Below are 17211 nucleotides of genomic sequence, written 5' to 3'. Positions count from 1 at the left end.
CTCGGAGGATGTCCGCATGCTCGCGCCATCGGGCGAATTGCTGCGCGCCGGCATGGCGCTCAAGCTCAACCATCTCAAGCGCGCCGCGCAATCTTATATGCGTGACCGCACCAGCCAGGCCACGGGGCGCGCAACGTCCTATGCGATCGCGGCCGGCCTGTTTGCAGCCGCCGGATTGTTCGCGATCGCGACTTTCTTCGTCGGCTTGATCGCCCTTTATCGCTGGGTCGCCATCACCTACGGGCAATTCTGGGGATTCGCGGTCGTCGGCGCGGTGCTGCTGGTGCTGGCGGCGGTCTGTGGCGGCGTCGCCATGGCGATGATGAAGCGGCCGACCAAGCCGATCGTGCCACTTGCCAGCCGGATGCGCGTAGCGATCGCCAGCCCGCGGATTCCCCGCGGAACGGTCAAGCAGGCCGTCAAGGAGGTCGCGACGACCATTCCCCTGGCGCCGTTCGCGCCCGGCGAGCGCGGCCATGGCAGAACTGCCTGGCCCGTTCGCGCCAACCGGCCCGTGCAGTTCGGGCTCATGCTTGCGGCGGTTGGGCTGGCAGGGTTCACAGCGGCGCGGCGAAGGCGTCGCAGTCAGAGACTGGACGCCTAAATGCCGCTGCGGCGCTCCGATCAGGTGGACTCGTGGGTGCTTGTGGCCGCAACGGCGCTGTTCGTGCTGACCGCGGAGCGCTACTTCAAGGATTTCGGCCTGATCAGATCGGGGCCTCCACAAGAGCACCGGAGAGGGGAAGCGAATTCCCCCGAAACGCAGCCGGCCGGGGCGGCGATGCAGCCCGGCCGCGGTCGCAAGGCGAAAAGTCCCTTCGAGATCCCCTGGGCCGGCTGGAAGGATATCTTTTGGCGGACCTATCAGCGCATTGACGAGGATCGACTGCTCGCGACGGCAGGCGGCGTCGTCTTCTTCGGCCTGCTCGCGATCTTTCCGGCCGTGACCGCACTCGTCTCATCCTACGGCTTGTTTGCCGATCCCGCGACGATCAGCGCCAATCTTCACACGCTCGCGACCATGCTGCCCGAGGGTTCCTTCCAGATTGTCGAGGAGCAGGTCGCCCGCGTGGTGTCGAACGGCAATGCGACACTCGGTGTCACGTTCCTGTTCGGCCTGCTGCTCGCGATCTGGAGCGCCAATGCCGGCGTCAAGGCGATCCTTGACGCCCTCAACGTCGCCTATGAGGAACGCGAGAAGCGCAGCTTCGTTCGGCTCAACATGGTTTCGCTGGCCTTCACCGTCGGCGGCATCGTGGCGCTGCTGTTGATGGTTGGGGCCGTCGTCGCCTTCCCCCTTGCGCTCAATCATCTCGGCCTGGCGCCCGAAAACAAGCTGATCGTTGCGCTGGCGCGATGGCCGCTGCTGTTCCTGATCCTGCTTGTCGCACTCGCCGTCCTCTATCGCTTCGCGCCAAGCCGTGACGCGCCGCGCTGGCAATGGCTGAGCCTCGGCGCGGTCACCGCCGCGATTCTCTGGATCGCAGGTTCGGCCCTGCTGTCCTGGTACCTCTCGGAATTCGCCAATTACAACGCGACCTACGGCTCGCTGGGCGCTGCGATCGGCCTGATGATGTGGATGTGGATGTCGGTGATCGTCATCATGTTCGGCGCCGAGCTGAATTCGGAAATCGAGCGGCAGACCCTGCGCGACACGACCACGGGGCGGCCGAAGCCGCTGGGTACCCGCCAAGCCGTTTCCGCCGACACCGTGGGCGCGAACGCGCCATTTTGACCCGGTGACGGTCAGGCCGGGGGCCGGCCTGACCGCATCGCAGGCGTCGTCAGCGCTTGGTGATCACGGCTTCCAGATATTCGCTGTGCACCACGATCGTGCCGTCGTCGGCGTGGTTGAACTCCTCGAGCAGCGCCAGGAGATCGCGATTCAGTGCGGCCTGGCCGTTCGCGTCGAGCGCAGCGAACGCCTTCAGCGTGGGTCCGTAGAAGGTCTTGAAGATTTCGAGCCAATGGTCCGGCGAGCGATAGCGGAACACGAACATGCGCGGCTCGGCCGCGATCTCGGAAGCCTGGCTTGCGAACATCTCTTCGAGCCGCGCCGCCGTGCCCCACAGCGCCGGCGACTTCACCCCGGCCGGCGGCGGTAAATGCTGGCCGATGGTCCTGAACAGCTGGCCGATGAAGCCTTGCGGCGTCCAGCTGGCGAGGCCGATTTTGCCGCCGGACCTGCAGACCCGTGCGAGCTCGGAAGCCGCCTTGTCCTGATCCGGCGTGAACATCACGCCGAAGGTCGAGAGCACCACGTCATAGCTGGCGTTGGCGAACGGCAACGCTTCGGCATCAGCCTCGCGGAACTCGACCGTGAGATGTTCGGCCACGGCGCGCTCGCGCCCGCGCTTGAGCAGCGCCGGCACGTAGTCGGTGGACGTGACGTCACACCAGCGCCGCGCCGCAGCCAGAGTCGCATTGCCGTTGCCGGCGGCGACGTCGAGCACCTTGCTGCCGGCACGCAAGTCGATTGCCTCACAGAGCTGTTCGCCGACGATCTGCAAGGTCGTGCCGACCACGGCATAGTCGCCCGACGACCAGGCGCCGTGCTGGCGCTGCTTGAGGGCGGCAAGGTCGGGTTGGGTTGGAGCTGGCTTGAGCGCGGCGGATGTCGACATGGGCAATCTCCTGCGGTTGAGAACGCCGGAAAGACTAGGGCACGTGCGGCTCGCTGGCCTTGAGAGGGGCGTTATTTTACGCTGAGAGCGCCTTGATTTCCCGACCGGAGCCGGGGAGGACGCGTGACGTTTCGGTGGAGCGCCGCGAACTGCGTGCGATCAAGCTCGCCCGCGACCGCATCGCGCGCTGCAAAGCTTTCGCCGGGCCGACCTGAGGTGGGCTGCGAGACAGTCTCTATCCCCTCGAATCAACAATGATGTTAGGGTGTTGCAATGCTTGGGGGAGCATGAGGCGCGACGGTTCGGACGCGACCCGTGTTTTCCCGGGTGAGGCAGTCAGCTCTTGAGGCGAACCCGCGGCATGATTCGCATTTCGACGATCTTCATCGCCATCTGCATGGTCCTGGTCGCGGCTTCGCTCGGGCTCGTGCTCTATTCGGTCGCGGGCATCAGCGGGACGCAATCGGCGATCGTGGCGCTGACCGCGCTGACTTTCCTGATTCTCTACAACGCGGTGTCGATGCGGCTGCGCGACCGCAGCGACGTCGGCGGCCAGATCGCCGACCTCTCGCGGGGCACCGCCGACCTCGCCCGCCAGGTGGCCGAGTTCGGCCGCCGGCTTGCCGCGATCGAGGGGCGCATCGCCTCCTCAAATGCGGCCAACTCCGACCGCATCCAGTCGGTGATCGGCGAAATCAACGAACTCGGCGGGCTGGTCAGGCAGCTTGCCACGACCGTGGCGACTCATGAGGATCTGCTGGCGGGCAACGCACCGGCGCCAGTTTCTGCACCGGTCACAAAGCCCGAGCCGGAGGCGATGATCGATCTGGCCGCCCCACTCGAGGAAAAGCCGGTCGCGCCTCCTCCGCTTCCCGCACCGCCCCCACGGCCGGCGCCGGTCGTTCAAACTCAATCCGCCAACCCGGTTCAGACCGCCAACGGACGCAATCAGACCCAGCTGCTGGCGACGCTGCGCAACGCGATTGACGAGAACCGCATCGACATCTTCCTGCAACCAATGGTGACGCTGCCACAACGCAAGGTGCGGTTCTACGAAGCGGTGACGCGCCTGCGCGACGAGCGCGACCAATTGATTGCCGCCGAGGAGTTCATCAGCATCGCGGAAGCCTCCGGGCTGATCGGGCGCATCGACAACATGGTGATGCTGCGCTGCGTGCAGGTGCTGCGGCGCCTGATGGTCCGCAACAAGGACGTCGGCGTGTTCTGCAACGTCGCGGTCTCCACGCTCGGCAATTCCACCACCTTCGCGCAATGCCTCGACTTCCTCGAAGCCAACCGGGCGCTGGCGCCCTCGCTGGTTCTTGAGTTCAAGCAGTCGACCTTCCGCAATCTCGGCCCGGCCGAGACCGAGAATCTCGCCGCCCTTGCCCAACGCGGCTTCCGTTTCTCGATCGACCACGTCACGGACCTGCGCATTGAGCCGCGCGAGCTCGCCGATCGCGGGGTCCGCTTCATCAAGGTGCCGGCTGCGCTGCTGCTCGACCCCAGACAGGCTTCGACCTCCGACATCCATCCGTCCGATCTTTCGGACCTGCTGGGCCGCTTCGGCATCGACCTGATCGCCGAGCGGATCGAGGGCGAGCGCGCGGTCGTGGACCTGCTCGACTATGACGTGCGATTCGGCCAGGGGTTCCTGTTCGCGCCGCCCCGGCCATTGCGGCCCGAGGGGGCATCTGCTACCGCCGGGACCTCACCTAACCAGGCGAAAGACATTCAGGGACCTAATGGCTCCGCTACACCCAGCGCAGGCGCGACGTCCTCTGCGCCTCCGCCACAACGCATCACCGGCAACGCGGCGCTCGCGCGTCGCATTTGATCGGCCGCGCGCCTCATGACTGCGCTGCATTTCGCCGAAGGCCTGCGCGAGCTCGTGGGCGGTGTGGACGTCGTGCTCAGCGATATCTGGGGCGTGGTCCACAACGGCCTGGAGTCCTTTCCCGAAGCCTGCGAGGCGCTGCACACCTATCGCAGCCACGGCGGTACGGTGATCCTGATCACCAACGCGCCGCGTCCGGCGGACTCGGTGCAGCGGCAATTGCGCAAGCTCGGCGTCGCGGATGAGACCTATGATGCGATCGTATCGTCGGGCGATCTGACCCGGCTCTATGTCGCCGAGCATCCCGGTCGCAAGATGTTCTGGCTCGGTCCCGAGCGCGACAACTCGATCTATCGTGGCCTCGACGCAGTGACAGCTCCGCTCGAGGAAGCCGATTACATCGTCTGCACCGGCCTCTATGACGACGAGACCGAGACGGCGGAAGACTATCGCGGCATGATGCTGAAGGCGCGCGAGCGCAAGCTGACGCTAGTCTGCGCCAACCCCGATATCGTGGTGGAACGTGGCGACCGGCTGATCTATTGCGCCGGCGCAATCGCGGAGCTCTACCGCGAGCTCGGCGGCGAGGTGATCTTCTACGGCAAGCCGCACCGGCCGATCTACGAGCGTGCCATGGCGCTCGCCGGAGAACGACAGGGCTACCAGATCGACCGCAAGAAGGTGCTTGCCATCGGTGATTCCGTCCGCACCGACCTAACCGGCGCGCGCGAGTTCGGCATCGATTGCCTGTTCGTGACCCGCGGAATTCATGCCGAGGAGTTCGAGGGTCTCGACCAGCTCGACCCGGCGTCCGTGATGGAATTGTTCGGCCACCCGCCGAAGGCGCTGATGCGCGAATTGAAGTGGTGACGGCTTCGGCCGACCGCGACAGTTCGGACTTAGACCAATTGCCTAAGTGCCCGACCCGTCACGGCCGGCTTGACTCGGCCATCCACGGCTCTCTGCACCAAAACGTGGATGCCCGGGACAAGCCCGGGCATGACGATCTCAGCAGATGAATGTTGTCAGGCGAGGCGCGCTTACGCGCTCGCCATGTCCGGGAAGACCGCCTCGATCTTGGTCTTCAACGTCGCCGCGTTGAACGGCTTGACGATGTAGTTGTTCACGCCAGCCTTCTTGGCGGCAATCACGTTCTCGGTCTTGGATTCCGCCGTGATCATGATGAAGGGCGTGGTGGCGAGGTTCGGATCCGCGCGCACTTCGCGCAACAGGTCGTAACCCGTCATCGGCTCCATGTTCCAGTCGGAGATCACGAGCCCGTATTTCTTGCCACGCATCTTGTTCAGCGCTGCCGAACCGTCGCTTGCATCATCGATATTCTCGAAGCCAAGCTGCTTCAGCAGATTCCGGATGATACGGATCATGGTGCTGTAGTCATCCACCACCAGAACCGGCATCGACAAATCAACCGCCATCTCGACTCCCCCAACGCAAACCCAGGAAATATTAGGATCGGATCTGCCAAGCCGGGGCCCGGCAGTTCCACGCTCAAGGACTAGCACCAAGGCGTTAAACAGCGCGTTAATTGCCGACATGTTCGAAGGACTGAAATCGTGTTCAATGTCTTCGCTCCCCCCGCTTGACTTGGTCGGGCCGGTCGCGCCACGGTCCGGGCCGGTCCTGCCCGCTTCGAGAATTTCCCTGATGGTCCAGCCTTTTACCGTTATCCGCGACACAACGCCGGATTCCGCGATTCCGAGGGGCGCCGTGGTCGCCATGGGCAATTTCGACGGGGTCCATCTTGGCCATCGGGCCGTGATCGCGGCTGCCCTGGAGATGGGCCGGACGCATGGCCGCCCTGCGCTGGCATTGACCTTCGAACCCCATCCGCGGCGGTTTTTCAGCCCCAACACCCCGCAATTCCGCCTGACGGACGAGCGGGCCAAGCTGCGACTTCTGGCCGGCACCGGCCTTGCCGGCGCCGTCGTCATGACATTCGACAAGGCCCGTGCCGGAACCAGCGCCCAAGATTTCATTCACCATGATCTGATCGGACGTCTCGGCGTCAGTGGTATCGCGGTCGGCTACGACTTCCATTTCGGCAAAGGTCGCGTCGGCTCGCCGAGCCTGCTCGTCAACGAGGCGCCACGGCTCGGAATCGAGGTCGACGTGCAGCCGCATGTCGATATCGACGAACGGCCGGTGTCCTCCAGCGCGATCCGGATCGCCCTCGCCGAGGGCCAGCTGGATGAGGCCACGACCATGCTGGGCGCACCCTGGTTCATCACCGGCGAGGTCATCCATGGCGAAAAGCGCGGCCGCGACCTCGGCTATCCCACCGCCAACATCCGCCTCGACGCCAATTGCGGTCTCAAGCACGGCATCTACGCGGTGCGGGTCGGCCGCGGCGCCGAGCGGCTCGACGGGGTAGCCAGCTTCGGCCGCCGCCCGACGTTCGACAATGGCGCCCCGCTGCTGGAAATCTTCCTGTTCGACTTCAAGGGCGACCTTTACGGGCAGCTCCTCGACTGCGCTTTCATCGGCTTCATCCGCGAGGAGCTGAAGTTCGACAGCCTCGAGGCCCTGATCCGCCAGATGGACGACGATTCCGCCCGCGCCCGCGCCATGCTGGCCGCCGCCCCGGACGCGTTTCCGCGGCTCGGGACGGTCGACTGAACCTGAAGCGAGCCTCCGAACCTTTGCGCTTCCCCTGGCCCCCTGCTATGGAGAGCCCATGTTTGCGCGGCGCATCATAGGGATTAGCGGCCCGGCTTCCGCCTGAGCCTGAAGGCTCGGCGCAAGACCGGGATTTCGTCGTTTCGCCCGCGATTCCGCATCGCCATTCGTTTCCGCGCCCTTCCGAGCCAGTCAGCCTCATGTCCGAAAAGCCGCAAAAGTCCCAAAAGTCTGAAGCCAAAGACTATTCGAAGACCCTGTTCCTGCCGCAGACCGAATTCCCGATGCGCGCCGGCCTGCCGCAACGAGAGCCGGAGATCCTCAAGCGCTGGTACGAGATCGGCCTCTACGAGAAGCTGCGCGAGAGTGCCAAGGGCCGTGCCAAGTTCGTGCTGCACGACGGCCCGCCCTACGCCAACGGCAACATCCATATCGGCACGGCGCTGAACAAGATCCTGAAGGATCTCGTCACCAAGAGCCAGCAGATGCTCGGCTTCGATTCCAACTACGTGCCGGGCTGGGACTGCCACGGCCTGCCGATCGAATGGAAGGTCGAGGAGGAGCACTATCGCAAGAAGGGCAAGCAGAAGCCCGACTTCCGCGACAGCGCCGCAATGATCGATTTCCGGAAGGAGTGCCGCGCCTATGCCACGCATTGGCTCGGCGTGCAGCGCGAGGAGTTCAAGCGCCTCGGCGTGATCGGCGATTGGGATCATCCCTACGCCACCATGAACTATCCCGCCGAAGCCCAGATCGCGCGCGAGCTGATGAAGTTCGCCGCCAACGGCACGCTCTATCGCGGCTCCAAGCCTGTGATGTGGAGCGTGGTCGAGAAGACCGCGCTGGCCGAGGCCGAAGTCGAGTACGAGGACCACACCTCCGATACGGTGTGGGTGAAGTTCCCGGTGACGTCGCCCGCGCACGGCGCGCTTGCCTCCGCAAGCGTCGTGATCTGGACCACCACGCCCTGGACCCTGCCCGGCAACCGCGCCATCTCTTTCTCGCCGAAGATCGCCTACGGCCTGTACAAGGTCACGGACGCGCCCGCCGACAATTGGACCAAGACCGGCGACCTCCTGATCCTCGCCGACGCGCTCGCTGAAGAAGTCTTCAAGCAGGCGCGTGTGACCGCCTATGAGAAAGTCCGTGACGTCCCTGGCGACACCATGGACGCGATCGAATGTGCCCATCCGCTGAAGGGCGTTGGCGGCGGCTATGACTTCGTCGTGCCGCTGCTGCCCGGCGACCACGTCACCGACGACACCGGCACCGGCTTCGTGCACACGGCTCCCGGCCATGGCCGCGAGGACTTCGACGTCTGGATGGCGCATGCACGCGATCTCGATGCGCGCGGCATCACCACTGCAATCCCCTACACCGTGGACGAGAACGGCGCCTACACCGATCATGCGCCCGGCTTCGTCGGCAAGCGCGTCATCACCGACAAGGGCGAGAAGGGCGACGCCAACGAGGCCGTGATCAAGGCGCTCGTTGAGCGGGGCATGCTGCTCGCGCGCGGCCGGCTCAAGCATCAATATCCGCACTCCTGGCGCTCCAAGAAGCCGGTGATCTTCCGCAACACGCCGCAATGGTTCATCGCGATGGACAAGCCGATTGTGGACGCCCCGGGCAAGGCCGGGGCTATGGACATCGCGACGGGAGGCAAGACCAAGAGCGGCGATACGCTGCGCGCCCGCGCGCTGCACGCGATCTCGGTGACGCAATGGGTGCCGCCGTCGGGCGAAAACCGCATCAACGGCATGATCGAGGCCCGCCCCGACTGGGTGATCTCGCGCCAGCGCGCCTGGGGCGTGCCGATTGCCGTGTTCGTGCGCGAGAAGGGTGACGGCTCCGCCGAGATCCTCCAGGACGAGGCTGTCAATGCGCGCATTGGTGAAGCTTTCGAAAAGGAAGGCGCAGACGCCTGGTACGCGAAGGGGGCGCGCGAGCGCTTCCTCGGATCGCGCGCGAGCGAAGACTGGCAGAAGGTCGACGACATTCTCGACGTCTGGTTCGATTCCGGATCCACCCATGCTTTCGTGCTGGAAGACCCCGTGCATTTCCCGGGACTGTCGGGCATCAAGCGCAAGGTCGATGGCGGCACCGACACGGTGATGTATCTGGAAGGCTCGGACCAGCACCGCGGCTGGTTCCACTCGTCGCTGCTGGAAAGCTGCGGCACGCGAGGTCGGGCACCCTACGACATCGTGCTGACCCACGGCTTCACCCAGGCCGAGGACGGCCGCAAGATGTCGAAGTCGCTCGGCAACACCATCGAGCCGCAGTCGGTCATCAAGGAATCCGGCGCCGACATCCTGCGGCTGTGGGTTGCATCCTGCGACTACACCGACGACCAGCGCATCGGCCCCGAAATCCTGAAGAACACCGTCGAAACCTATCGCAAGCTGCGCAACACCGTGCGCTGGATGCTCGGCACGCTACATCACTACAAGCCGGCCGACGCGGTCGCGCCCGACCAGATGCCCGAGTTGGAGCGCTTGATGCTGCACGAGCTCGCCGTGCGCGCGGCAGCGATCGGGAAGGCTTATCGGGAGTTCGACTACAAGAGCGTGGTCGCGATCCTGTCCGCCTTCCTCAACAGCGAGCTCTCGGCGTTCTATTTCGACATCCGCAAGGACACGCTGTATTGCGACCCGCCGTCATCCGCGACGCGCAAGGCGGCGTTGACGACCATCGATCTGTTGTGCGCCTCGATACTGAAATGGCTTGCCCCGATCCTCAGCTTCACGGCAGAGGAGGCGTGGCGCATGTACCGGCCCGACGCCGAGCCGTCCGTGCATCTGACGCTGTTCCCGACCGATCTCGAAGATTTGCGCGACGACGAGCTCGCTGCGAAGTGGGAGGCGATCCGCAACGTCCGGCGCGTCGTCACCGGCGCGCTCGAGCTGGAACGGGCCGCCAAGAACATCGGCTCCTCGCTGGAGGCCTCGCCGGTGATCTATGTCGCCGATCGCGGCATGCTGATGACGCTGTTCGACACCGACCTCGCCGAGATCTGCATCACCTCGAACTACGAGGTGCGTGAGGGCGAGGCACCAGCTTCGGCGTTCCGTCTCGATGCCGTGCCGGGAGTCGCTGTCGTGGTGGAGAAGGCAGTCGGCAGCAAATGCGCCCGCTCCTGGAAGATTTCGCCGACGGTCGGCGAAGACGCTGAATACCCCGACGTCACCCCGCGCGACGCCAAGGCGCTGCGCGAGTGGAAGGCGCTGGGGGTGAGCGTCTGATCGGTCGGCCATGACCCCGCTCCGCGCCGGCATCCTCGCGGCCGTGGTCACGCTCGTGGCCGACCAGGCCACGAAGCTGTGGCTCTTGAATGTGTTCGACCTCGCCCGCCGCGGCGTGGTGCGGGTGACGCCGTTCTTCGACTTGGTGCTGGCCTGGAACATCGGCATCAGCTTCGGCTGGCTCCAGAGCGACAATCAGGCGGCTCAGTTCGCGTTGATGGCCGTCAAAGGTATCGCGGTGGTCGCGCTGGCAGTCTGGATGGCCCGCTCGCACACTCTGCTGGCGACCATTGCGCTCGGCCTCATCATCGGCGGCGCCATCGGCAACGGCATCGACCGCCTGGCCTATGGCGCGGTGGTGGATTTCGCCCTGTTCCACATCGAGATCGCCGGAAAAACCTATAATTGGTATGTGTTTAACCTCGCGGACGTGGCCATCGTTGCTGGGGTGGCGGCGCTATTGTATGATTCCTTCCTGGGGGTACCCGCCGCAAAAGCGCCCTGATCCCGGCCGATACGGACCGGCAGCTGGAACCCGGCTTTGCGAGGGTTAGAGCCGCGTGCGAGCGGCAATCGGCCACGATATGAAACAGGTAAAGTGATGCGCAGCGCGATGACCAGCGGTTCGATGGTGCAAGACCCCCGGTGGGGGTTCTGGCGGGCATTGAAATTATCCGCTGTTGCACTCGGCATCGGTCTCGTCATGTCGACCGGCGCGGCCCGCGCCGGGGACGACGACGAAGAAGACGATATGACCTTCGAAGAGAGGCTCATCGACAACCTGATGTCGGGCATCGGTGCCAAGAGCATGGAGAAGAAGGGCATCGAGTACCGCGAGCGCTCGCCGCTGGTCGTGCCGCCCAAACTCGATCTGCCGCCGCCTGCGACCGAAGCCAAGGCTGCGCCGAACTGGCCCAAGGACCCCGACGAGAGGCGCCGCAAGGAAGCCATCGCCGCACGCAAGAAGGCCACGAAGGCAACGGAGAGCTGGCAGGCCGCCCAGCCTCTGACTCCTGCCGAGATGAAGTCTGGCCAGGTCGCCGCAGCGCCCCGCACCAGCAACGATCCAATTCAGCCGGGTACCAACAGCAACCCTTCTCTGAGCCCCGCCGAACTCGGTTTCACCGGTGGCCTGTGGAATATGATGAAGGGCGGCAGCAGCTCCGAAACCAAGCAGTTCACGTCGGAGCCGCCGCGCCAATCGCTGGTCGAGCCGCCGCCGGGATACCAGACGCCCTCGCCGAACTATGCCTATGGCGCCGGCGGGCCGGACAAGTCGCGACGGATGTACTACGACATCATGTCGGGCAAGGAGAAGGAACAATAGCGTTCCCCGTCCTGTCGCGACATTTTGACCGACGCGAGTCGAGGGTCGACGGCTCATGTCCGCGCCCGACGCCGTTTAAGATTGCCTATCAGTAACTTGCCTCCGCGTTGAGTTCTCTGCTTCGTGACGCGAAGCCTTGGCCGCACGGTGTAACATGCCGTGCCTTCAGAGCCGGACATCCGGGCTCGGCCTTTCACTAGGGATCATGATGTCATCTTACCGATCGGCTGCCTGCCTCCTTGCCGCGCTGCTTTCGACGAGTGTCCTCTCGGCCGGCGCCGCCACGGCCCAGACCACGGTAACATCGGCCCCACCCACCAGCTTCACGCTCGGCAACGGCATGCAGGTCGTGGTGATTCCCGATCGCCGCACGCCTGTCGTCACAGAGATGATCTGGTACAAGGTCGGCTCCGCAGACGAGACGCCGGGCAAGTCCGGCCTCGCCCACTTCCTCGAGCACCTGATGTTCAAGGGCACCGCGAAGCATCCGGCGGGAGAATTCTCCCAGACCGTGCTTCGCATCGGCGGCAACGAGAACGCCTCGACCTCGGTCGACTACACCAATTACTACCAGCGTGTACCGAAAGAGCAGCTGCCGACCATGATGGAGTTCGAGGCTGATCGCATGACCGGCCTCGTCCTCAAGGACGAGAACGTGCTGCCGGAGCGGGATGTCGTGCTTGAAGAGTACAACATGCGCGTCGCCAACAATCCGGACGCGCGGCTGAACGAGCAGATCATGGCCGCGCTCTATCTCAACCATCCCTATGGACGTCCGGTGATCGGCTGGCATCAGGAGATCGAGAAGCTCGATCGCGAGGATGCGCTCGCCTTCTATCGTCGCTTCTACGCGCCGAACAACGCGATCCTGGTGATCGCCGGTGACGTCGACGCTGCCGAGATCCGTCCGCTGGTCGAGCGCAATTTCGGTTCCATCCCGGCGCAGCCCGCGATCCCGGCGCGACGTGTTCGTCCGCAGGAACCGGACCCCACGGCGCCGCGCACCGTCACGCTGGCCGACCCGCGAGTCGAGCAGCCGAACATGCGGCGCTATTATCTCGTGCCGTCGGCGACCACGGCTGCAGCCGGGGAAAGCGCGGCTCTCGACGTGCTCGCGCAGCTGATCGGCAGCGGCAGCAATTCCTATCTCTACCGCGCGCTCGTCGTCGACAAGCCCCTGGCGGTCTCGGCCAGCGCCAGCTATTCGAGCATCTCGCTCGACCCAACCCAGTTCGCGATCTCCGCTGCGCCGAAACCCGGCGTCAGCTTCGCAGAGGTGGAGCAGGCGGTCGACGATGTCATCGCCAGCGTTGCGCAGAACCCGATCCGCGCTGAGGATCTGGAAAGGGTCAAGACCCAGCTCATTGCCGAGGCGATCTACGCCCAGGACAACCAGGCGGTGCTGGCGCGTTGGTACGGCGGCGCGCTGACCACGGGCCTTTCGATCGAGGATATCAGGAGCTGGCCCGATCGCATCCGCGCCGTCACTGCCGAGCAGGTCCGAGCCGTTGCGCAGAAATGGCTCGAGAAGAAGCGCTCGGTGACGGGCTATCTGATCAAGGACACCGCCACCGCCAAGCGCGAGGAGAAGCGTTCGTGACCCATCACTTCCTTCGCGCAAGATGCTTCCGAGGCACAAGACACGCCGCGCACTCCTTCGTCATCGGCGCGGCGCTTGCGCTGGCGGCGGTCTCGCCGTCGCAGGCTGCCGCAAAGATCCAGCACCTGATCTCGCCGGGCGGCATCGAAGCCTGGTTCGTGCAGGACGCAACCGTGCCGCTGATCGCCATGGAATATTCCTTCGCCGGCGGCTCGGCGCAGGACCCCAAGGACAAGCCGGGCGTTGCCAATCTGGTCGGCTCTCTCCTCGACGAAGGCTCAGGCGATCTCGATTCCAAGACATTCCGTGAACGGCTCGACCGACGCGCCATCGAGCTCTCCTTCAACGCCACCCGCGACACCCTCCGGGGCAGCCTGCGCATGCTGCGCGACAACAAGGACGAGGCCTTCGACCTGCTCAGGAGCGCGCTCACGTCACCGCATTTCAACCCGGCGGATGTCGAACGCATCCGCTCGCAGGTCATTTCGGGCCTGCGTCGCGAGACCACCAATCCCACCTCGCTGGCAAGCCGCAAGTTCCTGGAGGTCGCCTTCGGCGATCATCCCTACAGCCGGCAGACCAACGGCAACCTCGACAGTGTGCCGACCATCACCGTCGCCGATATGAAGGATTATGTCGGTCGGGTGATCGCCAAGGATGGGCTGAAGATCGCCGTGGTCGGCGATGTCGATCCGGCGACCCTCGGCAAGTTGCTCGACCACACGTTCGGTAGCCTGCCCGCCAAGGCCAATCTGACGCCGGTCCCCGACGTCGAGGCCGCCAATCCGCCGCAACGCGCCTTCGTCACGCTTGATGTGCCTCAGACCGTGATCACCTTCGGCGGCCCGGGCGTGAAACGCAGCGATCCCAACTTCATGGCGGCCTATGTCGTCAATCACATTCTCGGCGGCGGCGGACTGTCCTCCCGGCTCTATCGCGAGGTCCGCGAAAAGCGTGGACTGGCCTATTCGGTGTTCGAATCGCTGCTTTGGATGGAGCATTCGGCCATCTTCATCGGCAATACCGGCACGCGCGCCGACCGCGCCGGCGACACCATCGATGCCATCGAGAAAGAGGTGCGCCGCATCGCCGAGGAAGGCCCGACCCAGAAGGAGCTGGACGAGGCCAAATCCTACCTGAAGGGCTCGCAGATGCTGGCGCTCGACACCTCGTCCAAGCTGGCGCAGGCGCTGCTGCAATATCAGCAGGACAAGCTGCCGATCGACTATATCGAGAAGCGCAACGCCATCGTCGACGCGGTGACGCTGGACGACGCCAAGGCGGCCGCCAAGCGCCTGTGGGGCCAAGGTCTCCTGACCGTCGTGGTCGGCCGCACCCCGCAGGCCGCTGTGCAACCGGCGGCAGCACCGACGACGAAGTCGAACTGACCAGCTGCCATTCCGGGACGATGCAAGGCATCGAAGCATGGTGCGCGATTGCGCACCTGAGAATCTCGTCGTTCCGGCTGGCCCTTCGGACAGCCGGAATGACGAACTCCATCTAAAACCGCTATTGTGCGCACCCGAATCTCTTGCTGGTGCCATCATGCTGCGGATATCCCGCAATCTCGTCATCGACGAGGACGATATCGAGATCGGCTTTGTCCGCGCCTCCGGCCCGGGCGGGCAGAACGTCAACAAGGTCGCGACATCGGCGCAGCTGCGCTTCGATACACGCAAGCTGACCTTGCCGGAGGATGCGGCGATCCGCCTCGCCCGCCTCGCCGGCCAGCGTATGACCAAGGACGGCGTCATCGTCATCCAGGCGCAGCGCTTCCGCACCCAGGAGCGCAACCGGCAGGACGCCATCGACCGTCTCACCGAGATGCTGCGCGAGGCGATGATCAGGCCGACGCCGCGGCGCGCGACGCGGCCGACCTTCGCCTCCAAGCAGCGCCGGCTCGAAGGCAAGAAGCGCCGGAGTGACGTCAAGGCCGGACGCGGCCGTAGCTTCGAAGACTAGCGGTTGTTCCAAGGTGGACAGCATGTGGGCAGCCCGGACATGCCTCATGCAATTGAGCGCCAGCAGGACTAGATTGGCCGTCTGAACGTCCACTGAGTCCCCCATGCCCGTCCGCCAGCTTCCAGAACAGGTCGTCAACCGCATCGCCGCGGGCGAGGTGGTCGAGCGCCCTGCGAGCGTGGTCAAGGAACTGGTCGAGAACGCCATCGATGCCGGCGCGAGCCGCATCGACGTCTTCACCGACGGCGGCGGGCGGCGGCGGATCGGCATCACCGACGACGGCAGCGGCATGACCGCGAAGGATCTCGCCCTTGCCGTGGAGCGCCACGCCACCTCCAAGCTCGACGACGAGGATCTGCTGCAGATCCGCACCCTTGGGTTTCGCGGCGAGGCGCTGCCGTCGATAGGCTCGGTGGCGCGGCTGTCCATCACCACCCGACATGCCAGCGAACCGCACGCCTGGGCGCTGACCGTCGAGGGTGGCACAAAGTCCGAGATCATGCCCGCGGCCCTGGCCCACGGCACGCGGGTCGAGGTTGGCGACCTCTTCTATGCGACGCCAGCGCGGCTGAAGTTCTTGAAGACCGACCGCACCGAGGCCGAAGCCATTCGCGAGGTGGTGCGGCGCCTCGCCATGGCGCGGCCCGACATCGCCTTCACGCTCGCGGGCGAAGAACGCGCGCCGGTGACCTGGGCCGCCGCCCTGCCCGGCACCGCGGGACGGCTGACGCGGCTCGGCGACATTCTGGGCGCGGAATTCCGCAGCCACGCCATCGAGGTCCATGCCGAGCGCGAGGGCGTGGTCGTCGCCGGCTATGCCGCAGCGCCGGCGCTCACGAAGGCCAACGCGCTCGGGCAATATCTCTTCGTCAACGGCCGCCCCGTGCGCGACAAGCTGATCCTTGGCGCGGTGCGTGCGGCCTATTCCGACTATCTGCCGCGCGATCGCCATCCGGTGCTGGCGCTGTTCGTCACGCTCGATCCGCGCGAGGTCGATGCCAACGTGCATCCGGCCAAGACCGAGGTACGCTTCCGCAACGCGGGCCTCGTGCGCGCGCTCATCGTGCACGGATTGAAGGAGGCCCTCGCGCGCGAGGGCCGGCGGACCGCCGCCAACAGCGGCGAGAGCGCATTGTCATCGTTCCGGCCCGCCTTCACGCCGCAGCGTCCGGCGAGCTGGGACTGGCGGGCCTCGCCATCAGCTCCCGTCGCGCCGTTACCATCATTCGAAGGTGCCGCAGCGCCGGCCTTCGCTGAACGCGCGCAGGCGGCCTTCGATGTCGGTGCACCCAGCGCGGACGTGCGGATCGAGCCGCAGCCCGCCGGCGATCTCGTCGACCGCCCGCTGGGAGCGGCACGCACGCAGATCCACGAGACCTACATCGTCTCGCAGACCCGTGACGGCCTGATCATCGTCGATCAGCATGCCGCGCATGAGCGCATCGTCTACGAGCGGCTCAAAGCCTCGCTGGCCGCGAACGGCGTTCAGCGGCAGATCCTCCTGATCCCCGAGATCGTCGAGATGGACGAGGCGACCGTGGAGCGCCTGCTCGAGCGCAGCGCGGAGCTGGCATCCTTCGGCCTCGCGATCGAATCCTTCGGCCCCGGCGCAGTTGCGGTGCGCGAGACACCGTCGCTGCTCGGCAAGACCAATGCCGGCGGCCTCCTGCGCGATCTCTCCGAGCACATGGCCGAATGGGACGAGGCGCTTCCTCTGGAACGTCGTCTGATGCACGTCGCCGCCACCATGGCCTGCCACGGCTCGGTACGCGCCGGCCGCAGGCTGCGGCCGGAAGAGATGAACGCCCTGCTGCGCGAGATGGAGGACACCCCGAACTCCGGCCAATGCAATCACGGCCGGCCGACCTATGTGGAGCTGAAGCTGAGCGACGTGGAGAAGCTGTTCGGGCGGAGGTGACTCCGCAGCGGCAGGGTGGATGAGCCGAAGTCGTAATCCACCTCTTCCTCTTCCGCAGCGA

The 17211-nt window shown here is 65.3% G+C and carries 14 protein-coding genes; 12 read left to right on the top strand and 2 right to left on the bottom strand.

The window, feature by feature from the left end:
* Nucleotides 1-16: 16 nt before the first annotated feature.
* On the top strand, nt 17-604 hold the full coding sequence (locus K408_RS0121260; RefSeq protein ID WP_024340470.1) for a phage holin family protein: 588 nt from the start codon (nt 17-19) through the stop codon (nt 602-604).
* On the top strand, nt 605-1735 hold the full coding sequence (locus K408_RS0121255; protein WP_024340471.1) for a YihY/virulence factor BrkB family protein: 1131 nt from the start codon (nt 605-607) through the stop codon (nt 1733-1735). It abuts the gene before it with no gap.
* Between the two features lie 49 nt (nt 1736-1784).
* Here the strand turns inward: K408_RS0121255 and K408_RS0121250 are convergent, their stop codons facing one another.
* Nucleotides 1785-2624 carry a class I SAM-dependent methyltransferase gene (locus tag K408_RS0121250; RefSeq protein WP_024340472.1) on the bottom strand — a complete coding sequence of 280 codons (840 nt, stop codon included), beginning with the start codon at nt 2622-2624 and terminating at the stop codon, nt 1785-1787.
* A 361-nt stretch (nt 2625-2985) separates the two neighbouring features.
* Between K408_RS0121250 and K408_RS0121240 the strand changes: the two genes are divergently transcribed.
* A complete protein-coding gene (locus K408_RS0121240; protein ID WP_024340473.1) occupies nt 2986-4461 on the top strand; it encodes an EAL domain-containing protein in 1476 nt (491 codons plus the stop codon).
* 15 nt (nt 4462-4476) lie between these two features.
* Complete coding sequence (locus tag K408_RS0121235; protein ID WP_024340474.1) at nt 4477-5331, top strand: TIGR01459 family HAD-type hydrolase; 855 nt, start codon at nt 4477-4479, stop codon at nt 5329-5331.
* 170 nt (nt 5332-5501) lie between these two features.
* On the opposite strand, the gene K408_RS0121230 is transcribed toward K408_RS0121235, so the two are convergent.
* Entirely contained in the window at nt 5502-5897 is a 396-nt protein-coding gene (locus tag K408_RS0121230) for a response regulator (protein ID WP_008567674.1), read from the bottom strand.
* Between the two features lie 229 nt (nt 5898-6126).
* On the opposite strand from K408_RS0121230, the gene K408_RS0121225 reads away from it, so the two are divergent.
* The 8 genes from K408_RS0121225 to mutL all read left to right on the top strand — a co-directional run bounded on the left by K408_RS0121225 (nt 6127) and on the right by mutL (nt 17150).
* Complete coding sequence (locus tag K408_RS0121225) at nt 6127-7098, top strand: bifunctional riboflavin kinase/FAD synthetase (RefSeq protein ID WP_024340475.1); 972 nt, start codon at nt 6127-6129, stop codon at nt 7096-7098.
* 200 nt (nt 7099-7298) lie between these two features.
* Nucleotides 7299-10343, top strand: coding sequence for an isoleucine--tRNA ligase (gene ileS, locus K408_RS0121220; RefSeq protein WP_024340476.1), 3045 nt, complete (start codon nt 7299-7301; stop codon nt 10341-10343).
* A gap of 10 nt (nt 10344-10353) precedes the next feature.
* Nucleotides 10354-10848 carry a signal peptidase II gene (gene lspA / locus K408_RS0121215; protein ID WP_024340477.1) on the top strand — a complete coding sequence of 165 codons (495 nt, stop codon included), beginning with the start codon at nt 10354-10356 and terminating at the stop codon, nt 10846-10848.
* Nucleotides 10849-10944: 96 nt separating this feature from the next.
* Nucleotides 10945-11670, top strand: coding sequence for a hypothetical protein (locus K408_RS0121210; RefSeq protein WP_024340478.1), 726 nt, complete (start codon nt 10945-10947; stop codon nt 11668-11670).
* A 205-nt stretch (nt 11671-11875) separates the two neighbouring features.
* Nucleotides 11876-13270: a M16 family metallopeptidase gene (locus tag K408_RS0121205; protein WP_029674203.1), complete on the top strand. Its 1395-nt coding sequence runs from the start codon at nt 11876-11878 to the stop codon at nt 13268-13270.
* The gene (locus tag K408_RS0121200) at nt 13189-14658 is read left to right on the top strand and encodes a M16 family metallopeptidase (RefSeq protein WP_028145952.1); all 1470 of its coding nucleotides are present in this window, start codon (nt 13189-13191) and stop codon (nt 14656-14658) included. Before K408_RS0121205 ends, K408_RS0121200 begins: the two co-directional genes overlap by 82 nt.
* Before the next feature lie 157 nt (nt 14659-14815).
* The gene (arfB, locus tag K408_RS0121195; RefSeq protein WP_024340481.1) at nt 14816-15232 is read left to right on the top strand and encodes an alternative ribosome rescue aminoacyl-tRNA hydrolase ArfB; all 417 of its coding nucleotides are present in this window, start codon (nt 14816-14818) and stop codon (nt 15230-15232) included.
* 103 nt (nt 15233-15335) lie between these two features.
* Nucleotides 15336-17150, top strand: a complete 1815-nt coding sequence (gene mutL / locus K408_RS0121190) for a DNA mismatch repair endonuclease MutL (protein WP_024340482.1) — start codon at nt 15336-15338, stop codon at nt 17148-17150.
* Nucleotides 17151-17211: the final 61 nt, after the last annotated feature.

Origin of the sequence: Bradyrhizobium sp. in8p8 (assembly GCF_000426845.1) — a bacterium.
In the GTDB taxonomy this organism is placed as follows: domain Bacteria; phylum Pseudomonadota; class Alphaproteobacteria; order Rhizobiales; family Xanthobacteraceae; genus Bradyrhizobium; species Bradyrhizobium japonicum_C.
This window is presented reverse-complemented; position numbering and strand designations above follow the sequence as displayed.

Excerpts from the sequence above, each read along its gene's own strand:
- K408_RS0121260 (WP_024340470.1), top strand. The coding sequence starts at position 17 with ATGCTCGCGCCATCGGGCGAATTGCTGCGCGCCGGCATGGCGCTCAAG.
- K408_RS0121255 (WP_024340471.1), top strand. The coding sequence starts at position 605 with ATGCCGCTGCGGCGCTCCGATCAGGTGGACTCGTGGGTGCTTGTGGCC.
- K408_RS0121250 (WP_024340472.1), bottom strand. The coding sequence starts at position 2,624 with ATGTCGACATCCGCCGCGCTCAAGCCAGCTCCAACCCAACCCGACCTT.
- K408_RS0121240 (WP_024340473.1), top strand. The coding sequence starts at position 2,986 with ATGATTCGCATTTCGACGATCTTCATCGCCATCTGCATGGTCCTGGTC.
- K408_RS0121235 (WP_024340474.1), top strand. The coding sequence starts at position 4,477 with ATGACTGCGCTGCATTTCGCCGAAGGCCTGCGCGAGCTCGTGGGCGGT.
- K408_RS0121230 (WP_008567674.1), bottom strand. The coding sequence starts at position 5,897 with ATGGCGGTTGATTTGTCGATGCCGGTTCTGGTGGTGGATGACTACAGC.
- K408_RS0121225 (WP_024340475.1), top strand. The coding sequence starts at position 6,127 with ATGGTCCAGCCTTTTACCGTTATCCGCGACACAACGCCGGATTCCGCG.
- ileS (WP_024340476.1), top strand. The coding sequence starts at position 7,299 with ATGTCCGAAAAGCCGCAAAAGTCCCAAAAGTCTGAAGCCAAAGACTAT.
- lspA (WP_024340477.1), top strand. The coding sequence starts at position 10,354 with ATGACCCCGCTCCGCGCCGGCATCCTCGCGGCCGTGGTCACGCTCGTG.
- K408_RS0121210 (WP_024340478.1), top strand. The coding sequence starts at position 10,945 with ATGCGCAGCGCGATGACCAGCGGTTCGATGGTGCAAGACCCCCGGTGG.
- K408_RS0121205 (WP_029674203.1), top strand. The coding sequence starts at position 11,876 with ATGATGTCATCTTACCGATCGGCTGCCTGCCTCCTTGCCGCGCTGCTT.
- K408_RS0121200 (WP_028145952.1), top strand. The coding sequence starts at position 13,189 with ATGGCTCGAGAAGAAGCGCTCGGTGACGGGCTATCTGATCAAGGACAC.
- arfB (WP_024340481.1), top strand. The coding sequence starts at position 14,816 with ATGCTGCGGATATCCCGCAATCTCGTCATCGACGAGGACGATATCGAG.
- mutL (WP_024340482.1), top strand. The coding sequence starts at position 15,336 with ATGCCCGTCCGCCAGCTTCCAGAACAGGTCGTCAACCGCATCGCCGCG.